This is a genomic window from Vibrio sp. R10-SF1-ISO8 (genome assembly GCF_059833805.1).
Map to the genome: position 1 here is coordinate 373,941 of NZ_JCBDHL010000019.1, position 21,812 is coordinate 395,752.

General features: G+C 46.1%; 6 protein-coding genes. All 6 read right to left on the reverse strand.

Annotated features, from left to right (window positions below; all coding sequences use genetic code 11):
* Positions 1–6: 6 nt before the first annotated feature.
* Positions 7–975 carry a GNAT family N-acetyltransferase gene (locus tag AC6R00_RS16610; RefSeq protein ID WP_500641215.1) on the reverse strand — a complete coding sequence of 323 codons (969 nt, stop codon included), beginning with the start codon at positions 973–975 and terminating at the stop codon, positions 7–9.
* The gene (locus AC6R00_RS16615) at positions 965–3,205 is read right to left on the reverse strand and encodes a TonB-dependent siderophore receptor (RefSeq protein ID WP_500641216.1); all 2,241 of its coding nucleotides are present in this window, start codon (positions 3,203–3,205) and stop codon (positions 965–967) included. Before AC6R00_RS16615 ends, AC6R00_RS16610 begins: the two co-directional genes overlap by 11 nt.
* Positions 3,206–3,341: 136 nt before the next feature.
* On the reverse strand, positions 3,342–8,762 hold the full coding sequence (locus AC6R00_RS16620) for a non-ribosomal peptide synthetase (RefSeq protein ID WP_500641217.1): 5,421 nt from the start codon (positions 8,760–8,762) through the stop codon (positions 3,342–3,344).
* Positions 8,759–19,648 carry an amino acid adenylation domain-containing protein gene (locus AC6R00_RS16625; protein WP_500641218.1) on the reverse strand — a complete coding sequence of 3,630 codons (10,890 nt, stop codon included), beginning with the start codon at positions 19,646–19,648 and terminating at the stop codon, positions 8,759–8,761. Before AC6R00_RS16625 ends, AC6R00_RS16620 begins: the two co-directional genes overlap by 4 nt.
* Before the next feature lie 236 nt (positions 19,649–19,884).
* Positions 19,885–20,088, reverse strand: coding sequence for an MbtH family protein (locus AC6R00_RS16630; RefSeq protein WP_239855729.1), 204 nt, complete (start codon positions 20,086–20,088; stop codon positions 19,885–19,887).
* A gap of 45 nt (positions 20,089–20,133) precedes the next feature.
* Positions 20,134–21,789, reverse strand: coding sequence for a multidrug ABC transporter permease/ATP-binding protein (locus tag AC6R00_RS16635; RefSeq protein ID WP_500641219.1), 1,656 nt, complete (start codon positions 21,787–21,789; stop codon positions 20,134–20,136).
* Positions 21,790–21,812 lie beyond the last annotated feature (23 nt).

Here is a 21,812-nt window from a genome sequence, read left to right on the forward strand (position 1 = left end):
GAGTAATTAATAGCAATCGCTAAAAAAGGTATCCCTCAACTGACACATTAACGCTGCCCTCTTATGAGGGAAGTCGAATTCTTTTAACTTGGCGAAGCCGTACTGTTCGAGATAACCAATCATTTTGGCGTTATCCGCTCTTGGCTCGCTGATTATTTTTTCTGTCCTTGGATCGGACAGGTAAAGGAAATGGCACACAGAAGGAAGCCAAGCTGCTACCTTGTGGCTGCCTCGGTGATGCTCTTCACCAACAAGCATATGAATGCCACGATCGTAATCGCCAGCGGCATAATAAGGTGCAATACGATCTTCTTTGGTCCAGTAGGCTTCAATATAAGCAAATGGCTCGTTATTCAAACAAACAATCAGCAATTGATTTTTGTCATTCGAGAGTTGCTCTTCTAGATAAGACTTATGCTCTTCAAGGCTGCCTGTTTGCTCCCAGAAAGCAGCCACTCGTTGACTGTTCTGCCATTTTGAAAACAGCTGCGCATGTTCTTCAACATCAAGACCCACGAGAGAAAGCGTTTGCTCTAACTGTGGGATATAACGACGGTATAGCTCACCTTTTTGCGGCCTTGGACGCAAAGGGTGATAGCCATTACTTGCCAGAACTTGCTTGTGAGGCATTAATTGACGTTGCTGCTGTAACCAAAACTCTGGCAGTTGAAGCAAACTCTCTCGCCAGACAAGTTTGATACCTTCAGCACTAACTTGAACGATATCTTCTAAAGCAGAGGCAGCATTTTCGTTAAGCTCAATGCAGCGAATATCTGTGCGCTGCTCCAAAAGTAGCACCAAAGCTTTAGCGTACTCAGAATCCGTTAATGTATTCTCATTAACTCTCCAGTATCCACCGCTCTCTTTGCTAACCGTTATTCTACCTTCACCAAGATCGATACAGCATTTATCCCCTTGCTGCTCAACACTCTGCCCAAAGGGCAGAGTGTTCAGGGCATTAGTGTTACCAGTCATAGCTCAAGCTCGCAATCACGTTGCGGCGATCACCGTAGAAACAAGTTGAACCACCGTAACACGTCGAAATATATTCTTTATCGAATACATTCTTCGCGGCAACTTGGAATTTATAGTCTTCGAAACGGTAGCTCACTGTCGCGTCATACAATGTATATGAAGGTACAACATTTTGGCCTTTGTTATCCCCATAAGTATCACCGGTATAACGTAAACCACCTCCTAGGCTGAGGCCGTCAAGCACTCCACCAAAGAATTGGTACTTTGCCCAAGCGCTCGCCAATAAATCGGCTACCTGCTCCGGTTGATTTCCTACGATGGTAGAATCAACATCATCTTTAATTTCTGAATCGACATGCGAGATGTTACCAATTAGCGTCAGTGAATCAGTGACGTTAGCTACTGCTTCTAGCTCCATTCCAAGGTTTCTGATTTCGCCAATCTGTTTAATTTCAGTACCTGAGTTGACTGTCTGAACAACGTCTTTTTTCGTTGCATGGAAAATAGAGAAATTGAAATAGCCATCAAAGCTTCTTGGTTGATATTTAACACCAGCTTCAAATGCTTCGCCACGCTCCGGCTTAGCAGCCTGTTTTGAAACAGTTTTTACAAAGGGTTCAAATGACTGAGAGTAGCTAACATAAGGAGTTAACCCATTGCTCATCACATAAGCAACAGCAGCATTAGAAGTCCACTCTTCATAGTCTGCTTCATAAGTATTGCCTGTAGTTTGGTTGGTCTCTTTATTTGAAGTATCGTCATACCTGAAACCAGCTTGAATCACCCAGTCGTTGTACTTTATTTGGTCTTGCAGATATAGGCCAAACTGGTTGTTCTTAGTCACAACCGTTTGCATATCATCTTCGGTGATTACCGATGTTCCATTTAGCAAAACAATATTGTTGCTGTAGCTAGGGTTGTAAACATTGAATGTTGGATCGGGTATGGGTCCTACAAAAGGAATCGTTTTCGTGCTATTTCCATTTGCAATTGTTGGGTTGCTAGCGAACTCTTTTCCATCAATTTCAATAGCTTGAAAATCAAAACCAGTTAACAGAGTATGCTCAAAGCTTCCTGTATTAAAGGTGTAGACTAGTCTGTTATCTATGTTGAAAGCATCGGATTGTCCTTTCACTATAGACGCACCACGCGAGATCGTTTCACGAGAACTGGTAGGATCAAGTGCAGCACCAACATCGATAGGTCCTATGCTCGGCGCATCAGCTGAATAACCAGCAAAATACATCTGACGTAAATCAATATCCATGCGGCTATAACGAGCAGACTGACCAAAGCTTAGAGCACTATTGAACTGATGCTCAAATTCATACCCTAATGAAAGCTGCTCACGCTCGAACTTTTCCCAATCTGGGTTACCCACTGCAACATTATCCGCTATTTTTCCATTTGGATTACTTGTTAAAGTTCCTTCCATTGGTAAAAACTGTAAATATGGATTCGAGTCGTCTTTCTGATAGCTAGTTAGAAAAGTAATGCTAGAACTGTCGCTAATGTTCCACGCTAAAGAAGGGGCAATTAAAATGCGTTCTGCATCAACATTGTCGACTTTTGTACCATTCTTACGGCCCATAGCCACCAAACGGAACGCGACATCTTCGTTAATCTCGCGGTTTACGTCTACACTTATCTGCTTTCTATCAAACGAGCCAAACTCTACCGCTACTTGGCCAGAGCCACCATCGAATTGCGGGCGTTTACTAACTACATTGATTAAGCCTCCCGGTGGTGTCTGACCATATAACGTAGAAGCCGGACCACGTAAAATTTCAACACGTTCTAGGCCAAACGGATCTATTTGCCAACTGTAAAAACCCGCAGAGTATAAACGCGTACCATCTTGATAAAGTCCGTTATTTGCTTGTTTGAATCCACGAACAACGAACCAATCTTGTTTGTTGTCATCACCGTAATGGTTAGTTTGAATACCTGGAGTGTACTGCAATGCATCCGAGATACTGATAGACGCTCGGTCATCCATTTGCTCTCGTGTGACAACAGAAACTGCGCGAGGTGTTTCATGAATAGCTAAGTCTGTTTTGGTCGCTGTTCGACTCTTTTGTCCTAGATAACTGAAGTCTGGTCCAACTGAGCTTTCGTGCTGCTGACCTACCACCACTACCGTTTCGTCTTCTGCTGCATTAACTACACCAGCAGACAAGGCAAATGTTACTGCTAAGCAAGCTGGGCTCAGCATAAACTGCCGATTCATATGTTTCTCCTTAACTTTCGGCTAAACCGAACATAATATTAATTATTATGATAATTGTTATCATTAGCATTTCAATGCGAACGAAGTGTAACGAGTTTTATAATAAAATGGAATCTATAAATTAGTTGATGTGGATCTATAATGTATTGTTTATTAATAAGTACCCAAGTTTATTAACAACACTCTCATCCTGAACTATCCCCAAGTGATCAGTATCGAACACTTCACTGCTTAACGGAGTGTTAACTACTGATAGCGTTTTAGACAGTAGTTTATTTCGACCTTTTGGTTGACCAGCCCAATATGCAGTCGGCTTAGCGAGTATCTTTGGCAATGTATAGTCACGACATAATGCGCGCATGTGCTGCTCTACCGCCCAGCTGTACATCATTTGCTGCGCACTTTCCGACAGATAGTGATCAAAGTTTTGTGACGCCAACCAAGATGAAAATACGCTTGGCCAATTATCAGGAGTTGATTGGTCAAATCCTGCAAGACAGGTTTGCTTCTGCCCTTCCGATAACTTACCTAATAGCAATTCTAGATGCTCAATCAGCTTGGCTTTTGCTGTCGGTGATTCCCATTGGTCTTCGGCAATTTCAGTGCCAGGCACATAACAGTCGAGCAACCCAAGGAAATCAACACTTTCACCAGCAGCTTCGAGGCGAGCTGCGACTTCTTGACAGAGCGCGCCACCAAGCGACCAACCAATCAATGTGTAAGGCCCTAATGGCTGTATTTGACGAATAGTCGCGCAATAAGTATCAGCCATTGCGCTAAACGAAGTGTCAAAGCGATTTGGATAGACGAAGCTCTGAGACTGAACACCATAAACGGTCCGTTTGCCAGCCAATGCTTGAGCCAGTTTCTGGTAGCCAACTGTTCGGCCTGTCACTGGGTGAATGCAGAATACAGGTGCAATCCCTTCAACATTAGGATTAAGCTTCTCGATCAGTTTGAGGTTAGCTTTGGCTTCTATCGCCTCGCCTTTTTGCGATTTAGATACCGAGTGTATCAATTCAAGCTTTTCTATCCATGCATTTGCTTTGGCCTCGATATCTGATTTCGAGTAATGACTCGTTGCATATTCAAAATCAGCGCTTAATACACCATCGACAACTTGGGCATTGATGACTAAAGGCGTCAACATGGTGTTGCCATCGGCTTGGTCACGCGAGTTTGACGACACTGGTTGACACCAATGAGCAAAACTATTGCCTTGATACTGCCCTAGGTAATTGAATGTTAGCTGCGCAGTTTGTTCTTCAGGCTCAGCGTCTAAGTAGCGCAGTCCATAGCCAATGCCTGAGTCTTGGCTCAATTGTGCCATACGCTTAGCGATATCGTCTCGAGAATCTGAGGCATTCAAAGTCATTAGATATAGGCTCGTCATCCAGCCCACCATGCGGCTGAGCTCTAAACCTTCAAATACAGATTCGTCGCGACCATGACTTTCTAGATACACGCTTTGAGTCTCTTCGCTGCTTCCCATGATTGCTGTCAAAGCAGAGACGAGTTCAACTGTGATATTTTCAGTACTCAGTAAAGCTGACGTCAACTCTCGGCTTAGCGCTACCTTTTGTGAACGCTTGTTGCCATAGATTGCTTTAGCGTGTGTATTTTCCGCATGGAAAGCTTGTTCATCCCAAACGGCTTTTCTAGCTTTGCCTTGTTCTGTTGATGCCCATTTTTTGAGACTATTCACCGCCATATCCATCGAGGTGTAAACAGGCGGTAGCTCAACTGTTTTGGTTGAGTTTTGGTCGCTAGAAAGCGTTTGCTGATAGGCACGCCATAAATCATCCATCAGGACTCGCCATGAGACGCCATCTACAGCCAGGTGATGAATTACAATCATCAAGCGAGGTTTATGCCCCTCAATTTGAGCGTACCCTGCCTGAATCAGTCGGCCCGCTTCGATATCAAGGCTTGTTTGCAACTCGTGAGCGAACACTTCGAATTCTTCTAAGCTGTTTAGCTGAGTTTTCCATAGAAGATCATGGGTAACATTCTCGACGTATTGCTGCTGCCATTTACCCTCATTTTGAGAAAATGACAATCTCAGCGCAGGATGGTGCTCTACTAACCCTTTGAGCGCAGTATCCAGTGCCTGAATATCCATATCCTGCTTCAACTCAACACACACATGTTGGTTCCAGTGGTTTGGCTGAACAAAGTTTTGCGCCATGAAATGAGCCTGAATTGGCATCAGACCAAATGGTTCTTTTGGTAACTCTCTTTGCTCTTGCTCAACCGCTGCTTCAAGTACTTGTGCTAACTCGCTCAGTACTGGCGCTTGGAATACTTGCTTTGGAGATACGTTGAGGCCTGCCAGTTTCAATTTACTCACCAGCTGAAGGCTCAATATAGAATCCCCACCTAACGCAAAGAAGCTATCTTCTCGGCTGACAAAATTAATACCCAGTAGCTCTTGCCAAATCTCAGCAAGGAGAGTTTCTTTCTCACCTTCAGGTGGCAAACCTTGCGACAACTCAGATTTGAATTCTGGCTCCGGCAGCGCTTTTCTATCTACCTTACCTGCTGGAGTTAATGGCAAATCATCTAGCACCACGAGATGCGCTGGAACCATATACTCAGGCAAATGCTCTGCAAGCTCAGATAATATCAAAACGCTATCAGACTTGTTTGCATCAGCGCCATGGAGATATCCCACAAGGTGAGTCACAGAACCATGACGATGCGCCACAACCACGCAAGTCTCGACACCGGATATTTGCTGAAGCCTTGATTCAATCTCACCCAGCTCGACTCTGAATCCACGGATTTTTATCTGTTGGTCAACACGGCCAAAATATTCCATGACACCGTCTTCTCGCCAACGAACTAAGTCACCAGTGCGATACATACGCTCGCCATTATTGCTAAATGGATCCGGCATAAATCTCTCAGAGGTCATATCCGGCTTACCCAGATAGCCACGTGCGAGGCCGACTTCTTCACCAATGTACAACTCTCCGACTGCGCCTTCGGCAACTTGATTAAGCAAACCATCTAACACATAAAGCCTACGAGCCCCAACAGGTTGACCGATAGGTGCATAGGCACTGGTCAGCTTATCCTGTGGATAAGCACGCCAGATCATTGGTGTCACCACGGTTTCTGTTGGCCCATAACCATTGATAATACGTGGTGGATTTACAATAGATTGCAGGCGGTCATAGGTTTCACGGGTAAAGGCTTCACCACCCAAAGTCCAAGAACGTACATTCAACTGAGGCTGAGTCGTCTCAATCCAGTCCAATAAAGGACCGACATAACTTGGAGGGAAACAGGCTATCGTAATCCCTTCCTGTTTGAGGACATCACAGGTTTTCTCTGCACTCCACAGTTGTTGATCGCGAATCACCAAACGAGAACCAAACGCCAATGGCACTGTCCAGCGCTCTACTGCTCCATCAAAACTGATTGAAGCAAAGTGGAGTTCAACGTCATCTTGCGTCATCCCATACTGAGCCCCAATCGTTTGCACATGCATACTCAGGCCATCATGGGCAATCGCCACGCCTTTCGGCTTACCCGTCGACCCTGAGGTGTAGATGATGTAAGCCAACTGCTCTGGCAATAGTTTCGCTTCTGGCTTGACTTTTGAAAGCCCTTGCCAATCTAGCGCATCCATATAAAGCGGTGAAACTGAAGCCGCCTGATCCGAATGTGAGAAGACGTGCGAATCAATCTCTTCCCAACGTGAGCGCAATGATTGCTCGCTGATAACCAAGCTCGCAGCTGAATCCTCAATCATGTAAGCCAATCGGTCGGTCGGATAATCAGGGTCAAGTGGTAGAAACGCCCCACCAGCCTTCATAATGGCGATCATCGCTATGATCATTTCGTAGCCGCGCTCAAAAAGAACGCCCACAGCTTGATCTCGAACGACGCCCTGCTCTACTAACTGGTTTGCCAGCTGGTTCGACTTTTCTTCCAGCTGTTTAAACGTGACACTTTGTTGACCGTGTTTTAATGCAATGGCTGACGGTTGCTCAATACCCTGTAGGTCGAACAACTCAGTGACGGGTTGATAACGCCACTCACCTTCTGGCTGCGACAGTTGCGATAATCTGGTAAGTTGAACCTCATCCAGTGATTTAAGCGCAGCCAATGGTGTATTCAGGTTTTGCTCTGCTTGTGAGGCCAACAGGTTCAGAGTGCTAATAAGCGAAACCATCATCTCGGGGTCGATACGATCTTTGGCATAGGTCAGCGTTACCTGAGTACCGCTCGAAGATTCCAACACATCCAAAGCAACATCAAACAGGGCGAAGTTGCCTTTAAGCGCCAGCGGCTTTACCGCTACACCCGGAGCAAACTCGACCGACTCGGTTTGATTGACCTGATGATTAAACAACACTTGAAAGTAAGGCGTTTCGCCAACCAACCTTTCCGCCAACAATGAAGAAACCACACGATCAAACGGCAATAGTTGATGTTCCTGAATCTCTAGCACTTTGCTGTGAGCTCTAGTCATGATTTGACCAAAGCTCTGCTCAGGTTGTACGTTTTGCGAAACCACATTAGTGTTGACGAAAAACCCAATAACGTCAGATACTTCTGGTCGGGCGCGGTTAGCCATTGGCATACCAATATTGATATCGTTACGTCCTGTCAACTTGAACAGCGCTGCCTGCCAAATGGCTAGCCAAAAACTCGAAGTGGTGACGTTATTTTGCCTTGCAAGGCGTGCAATGCGTTCAGAAACATTACCATCAAATTTTAGGCTTACCTGCTGTGCTTCTCGACGCTGATTAGGTGCAATATCGCCCGTCCACTCAAACAATTTTTGCGGCTGCTTCTCACCCAGCTCTTGCTGCCAGAATTGAAGATCCTCGTCCCCTTTGCCCGCTTTTAGTAGTGCATCCTGCCAGACAGAAAAGTCACTGTACTGGATACTCAATGGCTCTAGATACTCACCCTGATAGGCGGTGACCAGATCCCGCATAAATAATCCGATAGACCAGCCGTCAGATACTATATGGTGCATCACGATGATCACATGGGTTTTGTCTTCAGATGCACGAATACACGCCATTCGCACTGGCATCTCATGAAGCAAATCAAACGGCTTAGCGATAAATTCCGCTGTCCATTCGCCCAGCTGACTTTCCGTTAAGTGCCTAGCATCTTTAAGCTCAACGTGAGCAATACAGTGCTGGTCAACATGTTGCTTCGGCTCACCTTGGTCCGAAACAACAAAGCGCGTTCTTAGGGCGTGGTGTTTACTCATGACACCAGCAAGCGCCAGTTCCATTTTATCGGTTGAGAGCTCACCAGCTAGCTCAAAACCACCACTGATATGGTAAGCACTATTACCAGCATCAAGCTGATAAATGTCCCAAAGTCTTTTCTGCGCCGGAGAAAGAGGCACATCACGCACCTCCTCTGCTGGGACAATCGGTAACTTTTCGAAACTCATTCCTTTGGCGTCAAGAAAAGCGATAAATTTCGCCTGCTCTTGCTCACCAAGGTTTAGAAAACGTTTTGCTAATGCAAATTTGTCTATTTTTGGTTTTTGTTGTGCTTTTAAGTTTGATTCTTGGGTCATAACAATTCCAACTCGTCCATTAGTGCTGCCATGGCGTCGAGTTCATCCTGTTCTTGTTCATTGTTTGCCTGATACTGAGATTGAAGTGCATCCGTTAACGCCTGTAGCGTCCCAGCGGCAAAGAAGTCTTTTAATGAGATCGCCAAATCGAGCTCTTTTTGTGCTTGAGCGACGATACGTGTGGCTAACAGAGAATGGCCTCCGAGCGCAAAGAAGTTATCGTCTAAGCCCACTTTTTCTGAGCCAAGGACTTGCTGCCAAGTGTTGGCAAACCAGATTTCCAGTTCACTCTCTGGGGCGCGATATTCCACCTTAGTCCACTCTGGAGAAGGCAACGCTTTGCGATCACGCTTGCCATTTGGTGAAAGAGGCATTTCATCCAGTGCAACGTAGATGGCCGGAACCATGTAGTCTGGAAGGTGGTCATTCAAGTGCGCTTTAGCAGCGGTTTCTTTTTCTGAATTCCACTCACCGCAAACCACGTAAGCGACAAGCTGCGTACCTGTTTGATGTTCATAAGCAATGACTGCCGATTCATCGACGTCATCGTACTGGTTGAGAACATTTTCAATTTCTTCCAGCTCAATACGAAGTCCACGAATTTTTACCTGATGATCCAATCGACCCAGATATTCAAGTCTGCCATCTGGCATGCGAACTACTTGGTCACCGGTGCGGTACATACGAGAACCAATGTTCCCATCTTGCTCGCACCCAAACGGATTTGGCACAAAGCGATCGGCGGTCAAATCCGGTCTGGATAGGTATTCACGCGCGAGACCAGCACCCGCTAGGTATAGCTCACCTGGGACGCCGACTGGCACTGGATTCCAACAATCATCCAATACATGAAGCTGAGTGTTGCTAATCGCGTGACCAATCGGGATGCGTTTACCGATAGGTAATTCGCATTGCCAGTAAGTCACGTCAATAGCCGCTTCAGTCGGACCATAGAGGTTATGCAGCTGACAATCTGGCGCACCCGTCAACACTTTTTCGGTCAACTCAGCAGGCAACGCTTCACCGCTACAAATAATACGGCGCAGGCTGCTGCACTCTCCAATATCCGTCTCACTTTCAAAAGCATGAAGCATTGAAGGAACGAAATGGATCGTCGTTACGCCCTGCTCTCGAATGGTGCTATGCAATAGCTCAGGTTGTCGGTGATGATCTGGCTCAGCAATCGCTAGTCTTGCACCATACATAAGTGGCCAGAAGAACTCCCATACAGAGACATCAAAGCTAAACGGTGTTTTCTGGAGAACACAGTCACTGGCATCTAACTGATACTCGTTTTGCATCCAAGCCAAACGGTTGTGCAGTGCCGACTGGGTATTTACCACGCCTTTTGGTAGTCCTGTAGAACCGGAAGTAAAGATGACATACAGCGACTGTTCAGCCTGCCAATTTACCACCGGAGCCACAGTGCTCTGCTCGTTGACTTGCTGTAAGATCTCAGCCTGATTTAGCGCCACATACTGACATTGAGGATTTTCTGGCCATTGTGGCAAGGTCTCACTATCGGTCAGTAAAATGGATACATCCGCAGACTCAAGAATATAATTCAAACGTTCTGCTGGATAACTTGGGTCCAATGGCACATAAGCACCACCAGCACGAGTAATCGCGTGTAAGCCAATCACTAGTTCAAACGAACGCGGTAAACCAAGGCCGACTCTGGTTTCTTCGCCCACACCTTGTTGACGTAGCCACTGAGCCAACTGATTCACTTTGCAGTCGAATTCAGCGTAAGTCATCGACTGCTGCCCCATGGACAAAGCAATCGCCTCAGGTGTGCGCTTTGCTTGAGCTTCAACAGCGACTGGTGGAGGAAGCATTTCACCCCAAGATTTCTTCGTCGCGTTGAATGCTTCAATTTGTGCGAACTCGTCAGAATCAACCAACTTGAGTTCAGACAGCATCGCGTTAGGATTCAATGCAACTTGTTCAAGCAGCTTGAGCCAGTGACCAAGTAACGCTTCGACAAACGTATTATCGAATACTGGTGCTGCATAGTTAACAAAACCACTCCATTCACCGTCATCATAAGCCTGAACATCTAAGCTTAATTCTAACTGAGCCGCGACCACGCCCGGATCAAACGCTTCTGCTTGTAATCCTCCCCATTCAGTGAGAATTGAGCGCTCAATACGTTGGAAGTTGAAACTCGTCTGGTACAACGGATGGTGCTGCAAATTACCCGTCACACCAAGAGACTCTACCAATACTTCAAATGGCACATCCTGATGGGTCAACGCCTGCTCGGTAAAACGTTTTATCTCATGGAGCAGATTGTCGTAACTCATCGCAGCATCTAACTGCGCAGGGACCACCAAATTGTTGATGAAGCAACCTTGCATCTGCTGAGTATCTGGTTGTGTTCGGCCTGCAACCGGGATACCGACTCGAATTTCATCACGCCCAGAATACTTGTGAAGCAATAAGTGCCACAGGCTTAACATAACGTTAAACGGGGTCGTTGCACTTTGTGCAGCAAGAGTTTCAATCTCGTTGACCTGCTGCTTGGTCAGAGTGAAATGATGACGCTGACCGGTAGTTTCTAGCTGATCTCTCGCGACATCGCTATGGAGCACAAGCGGCTCAATATCTTTTGCTAACGCCTCTTTCCACCATGACAGTGATTCTTTGGCGCTATCTGATTTTAACCATTCTTGCTGCCAGCTAGCGTGATCGGCGTAATCCAGTGCATCAGTCTCAATGTTTGATTCAATCTGACCTGAATGACCGTACGACGAATAAACAGCCGACAGCTCTCGAACTAGGTTTTGAATCGAAATGCCATCAGAGATGATGTGATGGACAACCAGAAGTAACTCAAATTCCTGTTCTGAATGCTTTATTGAGTACGCTCTCAATAGTAAAGGCGATGACAAATCAAAAGCTTCACCGATCCAGTTGAGGCGCTGAGCCTCTAGGTCGAAGAACTCATCAGCTGAGTATTCTGGTAATGCGAAATGACATGCGTCGTCATCAGAATGGATAGACTGCATCAGCTCGCCATCCACCTGCACGAAGCTGGTACGCAGAGCCTCATGGCGGCTAATCACAGTGCGCAACGACTGCTCTAGCCACTCTCTATTCACTTCACCTTTTAACTTAAGGCCAAGCGGCATGTGATAAGCAGAGCTTTCAGGCATCAGCTGTTGAACAAACCATAAACGCTTCTGCGAAGCACTTACTGGCATGTATTCCATGCGCGGCACTGCTTTGATCTTGACTGCAGGTTCTTTGAGTGACGTACACTGAGTTGCCATCACATCTAATCTTGGAGAATCAAAGACACTCTGTAGTAAAAGACGAATCTGGTGTTTTTGCTGCAAACGTCCAACTAGCTGGGTAGCAAGTAATGACTGACCACCCAGAGCGAAGAAATCATCATTACGACTAACTCTCTCCAGCCCAAACAAGGCTTGCCATTCTTGTGCCAGAAGCTGCTCAATCTCACCTTCTGGTGCTTCATAGGCTTTGTGCTGAACATGATTATCAGGCTGCGGCAGTTTTTTCTTGTCGACTTTACTTGCTGGCGTCAACGGCATCGAATCCATGACCACAAGCTGTGAAGGCACCATGTAGTCAGGTAGTACTTTCGCCATTTGAGCGAGAATATCATCGCCGTTTATTAGGTCAGCCTGACCTTCTATGTAACCGACCAAGTATTTTCCAGCTGAACCTTCAAAGGCGGTGACAGCACTCAGTTTACTGCCACTGATGCTCTGTATTCGTGACTCGATTTCACCTAATTCGACACGGAAGCCTCGAATTTTTATTTGGTCATCTGCTCGACCCAGATACTCCATTACGCCATCTTCGCGCCAGCGAACTAAGTCGCCAGTGCGATACATGCGCTCTCCATTATTCGCGAATGGATCGGGAACGAAACGCTCGGCCGTTAAGTCTGGACGATCAAGATAACCGCGAGCTAAGCCAACTTCTTCACCAATGTACAATTCACCACTGACACCAGAAGGAACTTGACGAAGGTCGCTATCCAATACATACAGACTACGTGCACCGACAGCAGTACCGATAGGGGCATAAGCACTTTCTAGCGGTGTTTCAGGATAAGCCTGCCAGATCATTGGCGTCACGACTGTTTCCGTCGGGCCGTACCCGTTGATAATACGCTTCGGATTCAGTACCTGCTGAAGCTTGAAATAGGTCTCTCGTGTAAAGGCTTCACCACCCAGAGTCCAAGAGCGTACCGCTAATGTTGGCTGTTCAACCTCAATCCACTCTAGCAGTGGTCCAACATAGCTTGGCGGGAAACACGCGATGGTCACGGCTTCACGCTCAAGCACTTCACATGTCTCTTGCGCACTCCAAAGCTGCTGATCTCGAATCACCAACTTTGAACCGAAGGCCAGAGGCACAGTCCATCTCTCTACTGCACCATCAAAACTGATCGAAGCAAAGTGCAGCTCGACGTCTTGTGGCGTCATGCCATATCGTTGGCCAATGGTTTGAACATGCATGCTCAGACCAGAATGAGAAACACACACACCTTTCGGTTTACCCGTTGACCCGGAGGTATAAATCACATACGCCAGCTGCTCTTCTAAAATTTCAGGGCGATTTAAAAGAGGTTGCTGAAGGTCGATATCGGAATACGCAATGATATTATCTCGCTGACAAATCTCACGTGCTAATTGTTGCGAACTGTCATCTGAAATTAACCATTGTGCGTCGCAATCTTCAACCATATAGGCCAGTCGATCTTGAGGGTATGAAGGATCTAAAGGTAAGAATGCAGCTCCGGATTTCAAAACACCGATCATTGCCACCAGCATGTCTGCACCACGAGCAAACATTACACCAACCCGTTGGTCTCGTTGAATGCCGCGTGCGATTAGCTCAGCTGCCACACCATCACTGAAGTTATCCAGCTGTTGGTATGTCAAAGCAAGCCGTCCAGTGCCCTTGGTTGATAAAACACTTCCCCCGAGAGGATTCGCCACAAGCGCTTCACTATCTGGTTGAGCAATCACCTGCTCTTTTAACAGTTCAGTGTAGGGTTTGTAAGCCCAAGGTTCAGACGCTTTAATATGATCAGACAAACGAGACTGTTGCTTAGCGTCCAATACATCAATATCACTCAGATTATGAGCCAACTTATCGACAAGCTGCTCAAGATAATGAGACGTCGTTGCTGACAGCGCATCAATATCTGACTGTGAGAATTTCGCTGAGTCGTACGCAAACACAATACGTAATGATTCACCTGGCAATACCGCCAGCGTTAACGGGTAATGCGTAAACTCATAGCTGTCAGGCTCGCCAATCTTAAGGCCAGTTTCACTAAACAGGCTCTCATCCAATGGATAGTTTTCAAACACCACCAACGAATCAAACAGATTCTCACCAGCAAGTGGAGATTGTGCTTGTACCTCTGACAGAGAGACATGGCTGAATTCACGCTGCGCGCTCGCCTGCTCTTGTATATCGGCAAGCCATTTACCGGTTTTCGCCTGCCAGTCCACCATTGATGTAACAGGCAAGGTATTAATAAAGAGCCCAACCATGGCTTCACTGTTTGCCAGTGACGATGGTCGACCCGCAACCGTATTGCCAAAAACAGGCTGAGACTGGCCCGTGTAACGTTGAAGTGTCAGTAGCCATGCGCCTTGAATGAGAGTGTTTAGCGTGATGCCAGATGACTTCAGTTGAGACTGCCAACCACTTAGTGCCTCAGCACTGAAGTCCACGTTGTGGCGCACATGCCCTAGTTTATCTTTGTTCGAACCGTATTGTTCAACCAACATTGTTGGCGCTTCAACACCATTCAGATAACCACGCCAGTACTCTTGAGCACTTTCTGGCTCTTGCTGTACAACCCATTCTAAATAGTCAGCAAAATCATGGCTGACAACAGGCAGGCTCATATTTTGGTAGTGAGCAAACAGTTCGCTAAGTAGAACACCGGTGCTCCAACCATCCATCAGAATGTGGTGGATGGTGAAGATACAAGCGATCTCATTGTCGCCCGTTGTCACAAGATCTACTCGCCACAAAGGTTTTAGCTGCTGGGCGCTCGCATCTTGCTCCAGTTCAAAACCTTGCTCAATAAGCGAACGTTTATACGATTCTAGATCAAAGCCTACTTCCTCTCGCCCATCAAAGACTCTGCTCGTGATAGGAAGGTCATCCCATACATACAGATGTGCCTGACCTTCTACTTGATGCAGCGTACTACGTAGAATCGAATGACGCTTCATCAAGGCTTTCCAACCCTCTTCTAATTGAGCAGCGTCAGCTCCCGATATAGGCAAGGTAATCTGGTTGACGTAGGTACTGGTGTCTTGCGATAGCTGAGCGTGGAAGTACAAACCTTGCTGTAGCGTAGACAACGGTAGAATTTGATTCGGAAGTTGATGAGCGCTACCACTTACATGGCTTAGCGTCACGAGACTCAGATTAGTGTTTGGCGCATCAGCTTGTGTCAAAACGGCGGAGTTAGACGTGCAATGTTCCGTCACTGCTTTGATTGCCGCTTCTAAGTGATGAACATACGCATCACACTCAGATTTCGACAGAGCAGAAAGTGAGAACTCCAAATCGACGTCAAAGCCATCATCAGTTTCGCTGATATTCAGTACAATTGCGGCATCAGCTATAGCGTCTTCTGGTCGCCATAGGCCAAACTCACCCAGTTCAGCCTCTTTCACGTCAGCCTGCGTTGCTCGGCCTAGGAAGTTAAATAGTACATCAACATTGTCTTGATACTGCCATTGCTGCTGAACAACACCCGCTGAGTAACTCAAGCCACCATCGGTGATTGCATGTGAGCCATCTTTTACACTCGCTAACAGTTCACTAATGCCGTCACTCAACACAACTTTTTGTGGGAACAGCGCAGTATGCCAGTTAACACTGCGTGAAAGATCTAATCCAAACGACTCACTGAATCGACCATGGCTTTCGCGATGAATGACAATCTCGTTTGCAGAGGTTATTTGTTTTACTGCAAGCGCAGACAATGCCATCAAAGTCTGCTCCTTGCTCATTCTGGCAAAGGCTTGAGTCGATGTAAGCAGTGGCTCGGCGATCTCTTTGGCTATATGGTAACTGTGCTTATGAATTCCTTTACTTTTGCCTTCCTTAGCTGAACCTTCAGCAAAAGCAGGTTCTGCTCGCTGAGCATTCCAGAATTCGGACTGTTTATGACTGATATGAAGATTCTCTAGAGCCTCATACCAATCAGCCTGATTGTGAGTTTTTGAAGCGAAGGCATAAGAGTTAACACCCATTTCTTGCTGATAACTGCCCAGCAAATCTTGAATAAGCACAGGCCAAGAAAGCGCATCAATGACAAGGTGGTGAACGGCAACCAGCATTTCGCCCGTCTCGACGTTTAAGCCGACAGACAATTGCTTACCAACAGACGGATTAATCGTACTCTGCACAGCATTGGTGTCTATCTGCTCTGCATAAAGGTTGAAGGCAAAATCTGCACTAGGAACATATTCAGCTAGATACTCTACTGTGTCAGATGTTGTTGCATTAGGAGCTTCGAAAGAAAGACGCAAACCGTCGTGATGTTGCACCACTTGCTTGAGTGCTCGAACAATCGCGTCTGCATTAACCGGAGTTGGCAAGTTGAGTTTTGCGTACTGGTTACATAGTTCAAGCTGGCCATTCTTATCTAGCTTGTTTTTGTTAGAATAGCCACGTTCAACGAATCGCTTCTGCATTGGTAGCAAGGCTACTTTGCCATTCAGCTCACCTTGTTCAGCTGGTTTGATTTGGCTATCGAGAACACATAACGCCATTTCACCAAGTATAGGGTGGTCAAACACTTGCTTTGGTGTCAGCATCAAACCTCGCTGACGAAGCTTACCTACCATTTGTAGCGCAGTAATTGAATCTCCACCAAGTGCAAAGAAATGGCTGTCAGAACCAATGGACTCTAGTTTAAGGAGCTCACGCCATAATTCAGCCAGTTGATGTTGAATGTCCCCTTCCAGCGGTGCACCCGCTTTTCGTTCTTCATCCCAAACCGGTGCGGCAAGTTGCTTGCGATCCACCTTACCAGCAGGTGTCAGAGGAAGTGTCTGGCTAACAATGATACGTGACGGCACCATATAATCTGGCAATTGGGAGGCTAATTCTATGCGCCATTGAGATTCAGATTGTTGCTCTGTTTCACTCAATTGAACATAACCAACTAGGCGCTTTCCTGTCGGCGACTCGTGTGCGACGACGGCGCAGAACTCAGCGTTAGCAAGCGTCTGTAGGCGAGATTCAATCTCTCCGAGCTCAATACGGAAACCACGAATTTTTACTTGCTGATCGGCACGGCCAAGGTATTCAACAACACCATCTTGTCTAAATCGAACCAAATCACCAGTGCGATACATACGCTCGCCGTTAGCGGCAAATGGATCCGGTATAAAACGTTCTGCGGTCAAGTCAGGTCGTTTCAAGTAACCACGAGCAAGGCCAGATTCCATGCCAATGTACAGCTCTCCAACCGATCCAAATGGTACCTGCTTAAGGTTCTCATCCAGCACATACAACTTACGGTCACCTACAGGCTGACCAATCGGCGCGTACGAGCTTTCCAGTTTATCTTCTGGATAAGCACGCCAGATCATCGGAGTAACGACGGTTTCTGTCGGGCCGTAACCATTGACGATACGAGGTGGATTCACCACCCGTTGAATTCGTTCAAACGTTTCTCGGGTAAATGCCTCACCACCCAGTGTCAATGAGCGTAAAGATAAGTCTGGCTGAGTTTGTTCAGCCCAATCTAGCCAAGGTCCTGCATAACTTGGCGGGAAACAAGCGATGGTGACGTTCTCGTCGACCAATACTTGAGTCGTTTTTTCTGGTGTCCACAACTGTTGGTCACGAATGATAAGTGTTGAGCCAAACGCCAGTGGCACAGTCCAACGCTCAACAGCACCATCAAAGCTGATAGAGGCAAAATGCAGCTCTGTGTCTTCAGGTGTCATGCCATACTGCTCGCCAATCGTCTGGACGTGCATTGTCAGTCCGCGATGACTGACTGCCACGCCTTTAGGCTTACCTGTTGAGCCAGAGGTGTAAATCAAATACGCCAACTGGTCTAGATTGATCTCTCGATAGGAACACTCAGCAAGCTCAATCACTGGAGCTTCAGCTGCTAACAAAGATTCAATAACAATACACTCTTGAGCACTTTTAGAGCTTACGAAAAGATCTTGAGTCTTTTCCAACAAGTGCTGCTGAGTCAGTAACTGCTGAGCTTCACTGTCTTCAAGCATAAAGCTGATGCGCTCCGCTGGATAACCCGGATCAAGCGGTAGGAATGCACAACCTGCTTTCATGATGCCCAGCATGGCGACTAGCATATCGGTGCCACGCTCCATCATCACACCGACAACTGCTTCAGCTAGCACTTTTCTTTGACTCAGTGAATGTGCAACTAAATTCGATTGAGCCTCTAGTTCTGCGTAAGTCAGCGTTTTATCGCCATGTTTTAAAGCAATTTTTTCAGGACGCAGTTTTGCTTGCTCAGTCACCAGTGCCATAAAGGTCACTGGGTTCCACGCTTGTTGAACCTCGCCATGTTGGTTTAAACGAAGCGTATCCTGTGAGGAAAGCGTTTTCAGCTGCGATAGTTTTTGTTCAGGGGTAGCACAGAATTGTTTTAAAATACTTTTGTAGCTTTCGAGAAAGTTGTCTATTTGACTCGATGTAAACTTCTCTTTTGCATAGACTAATCTGATCGCTAGCTCATCACCTGTAATCGCATCTAAAACAAGCTCAAAAGGCGTTTCCGTTACAGGGAATTCCTCAAAAACTCCCTCTACACTGTGCGTTTTAATATTCAGGTTATGACCATGACTACGATAGTTAAAAGCGGCAGTTGGTAAAGGCATACCACCAACCAATTTTTCTATTGGCAGATGTTCAAATTTGAGTGCGTTACGTAAGTTAGATTTAGTCTTGTGTAGTACGTCAGACAAAGTTAAATCCGCCGACGCCTGAACACCTAAAATTGCATTGTTGACATAAAAACCTATGTTACGTCGGTTGGCCGAATTCCTGTTTAACGCAGGAACATTAATCGCGGGGTGTGCGTGATTCGCATAGCTAGCTAGGGTTAACAGCATAGCTGCTGACAACACTTCAAATCGAGTAATACCATGTTCTTTGGCAACTTTTGCCACCGCGTCTGACTCTTTCTTACTCAACGAATCTTCAACATGCCCAGCCTGGTAAGCATTTTTCTGAACGTCGTTACTCACTGGCAACATACATGGCTCATGACTCATTAGCGCAAGATTTTGCCATTGTTTTTGATCTTCGCTCAAATCAACAAGCTGTTGTTCAGTTGCGAAGGCTTGATAGCTTTGTCCACGGGGTTCGCGAAGCGTTTTACCAGATAGGCTGTCAATAACAGCTTTGACTAATAGCTGGAGTGACCAAGCATCTACGATAATATGATGAGCAGCGATACAAACAGCGAACTCGCCTTCACTCACCTGATACAAAGCTAACCGATAAAGAGGGGAAGCGACCAAATTATATGGTTCGCGAACTTTTTTCAAAGCGTCTTGATAAGCAAAACTCTTAGGGTCAGAATGCTCGCGGGCATCAATGTACGCTATGTAAGGGGATTGAAGCCTTGCTATTTGTGCAGGTTGTCCGTCTTTCTCTTCAATTTCCAAATGAACAGCGCTATGAAGTGACAGTACTGATTTGAAAGTATCGACTATTGTTTCTTTACTGAGTTCTTTCCCCGACAACCACAAAAGCCCGCCAGTATTATAAGCAATACTTTCTGGCATCAGTTGCTGGAACAACCATAGACGTTGTTGAGAATGAGATAGTGGGCTCCAACTAATGTTTGCAGGAGCTATCGAGATATCATCCACTGACATGTGTATACCTAAAAACTTTTGAATGTTAGGTGTCTAGTCGACACCCAGTAGTGGTACCAATCCGGACAAATAAACCTTCAGATCATTGCGCAAAGCAATATCGCTAAGATCAAGCCTTGATTACAGCTAGCTTATTGAGCTACAGAAAGAATCTATAGCGATCCTCTCAGCGATTTTAACGAGCAAAACTGACCGAACATTTATTTTGGTTGGTATAGGCTATATGACGAGAATGTTCACTCGGCTAAAGCTTCACGTAAGCTCTTTGGACGCATGTCTGTCCACACTTCATTAATGTGGGCAAGGCATATTTCCTTGTTACCTGTTACCCCTACTTTCTTCCAACCATTTGGAATTGGATGGTAAGTCGGCCAGATGCTGTACTGCTCTTGCGAGTTTATAACGACGGTGAATTCTGTGTTTGGGCTGTCAATACTCATAATTTCCTCAACTGATTCGTTGTTTTTTATTGTTTTGATATTTGTCTAAGCGACGACACTTTCTACTGCTTGTTGAGCTTGTGATTTATCCGCAGTATCAAGTTCCGTCAGCTGTCCACTATCCATTTTGAAAATGCGATCGGCCGCATCGAAATAGCGGTCATCGTGGGTAATCGCAATCACAGTCACACCACGTTCTTTTAGTAGCGGCAATAACTGTTGGTAAAATACTTTTCTAAAGCGAGGGTCTTGATCTGCCGCCCATTCGTCGAGAAGCATGCAGCCTCGCTGTTCAGTAACGGCCATCAGTAACGCAAGACGCTTACGCTGCCCCTGTGAATAACGAACATCCGACAAGCGACCATTCTCTTGAGTCACTTTGTGGCTCATTTCCAGACGGTCCATCCACTCTTTGATATCGGCCTCTGGAACATTTTGGCCTTGTCCATTAGTGATCTGGTGGAACAAGTAGAAATCACTGAACACGGTAGAGAATTGCTGACGGTAGTCAGACCAATTGTGTTCTACCATCTGCTTGCCATTGAGGAGGACGTTACCAGAGTGCGGGCGATAGAGACCTGTTAGCAAGCGAGCAAACGTAGATTTACCGCTGCCATTACCACCTATGATGAAGATCATCTCACCTTGGTTAGCTTTGAAATTAATCGGGCCAACTTTAAATGGCTGATCATCTCCGTCAGCGCGATACTCATAAGTAACCTGTTGAAGGTCAATATAGCTAAAGGTATCAGGAGCCTTGTTCGCTTTAACAAGGTTTTCATTGTCACTTAAATCGAGCGATTCAAGTTTACGCATAGAAATATTGGCGCTAATCAGACCCGGTAACGCACCGACCGCTGCCATAAGCGGCATACGCATAAACAAAATAACTAATGCAAAGGTAGAAGCAACGTCAAAACCAGCCCAACCTAAACCCAGCGCCAGATAAAAGTTGAGACCAATCAGTGCCAGTACAATCGTGTTAGCCATGTTGGCAGCAAAACCGTTGTAGATGTCTGCTCTTGTGACTTCGTCTCGATAACCCGCGGCATTGGGACCAAACTCATCCTCAAAATAACGACGAGCTCGATTAGGGTTAAGCGATAGCTCTTTGCGTCCATCGATCAATGCCTGATAGTCGTGGTATAGCTTATCTTCGAGTTCACGAACCTGTCGAACATGGAAAGTGATACGTGTAACGAGTCCGTAGCCGATAACGCCCGTCGAACCGAGCATCAACAAACTGACGCCAAATAGTGGCAATGACAAGAAAGCCAAATAAGATAAGGCTACGACAGTCAATACCAATCCGTAAATCATTTCAGGCAGAGTGACAAAGGCGATGGTAATATTGCGAATATCCGTATTTAACGAAGCTAATACACCTGCGCTACCGACACCCTCAATTTGTTCGATATCAGTGTTGATCAGTTGTTTCACCAATTGGCACCGCTTGGCAAAGACAAATTGGTGGCCTAACTTATGAAGTGAAACCTGTGCAACCGTTGCAGTGACGAGCAGCAGTACTAATAATCCGGCAAACTGCCAGATAGCACTATGTACGCTCGTTGTTTGACTGAGAAGTTCATACTGTATGAATGCGATGACACCGATGCTAAGAAATGCACTGGTGACACTAAGTAAAATAACAAGCGCTAAGGCTTTGTATTGTTTATGAGCCAACTGGAAAAGTAACTTCATCCTAGTTCCATATATTAATTATT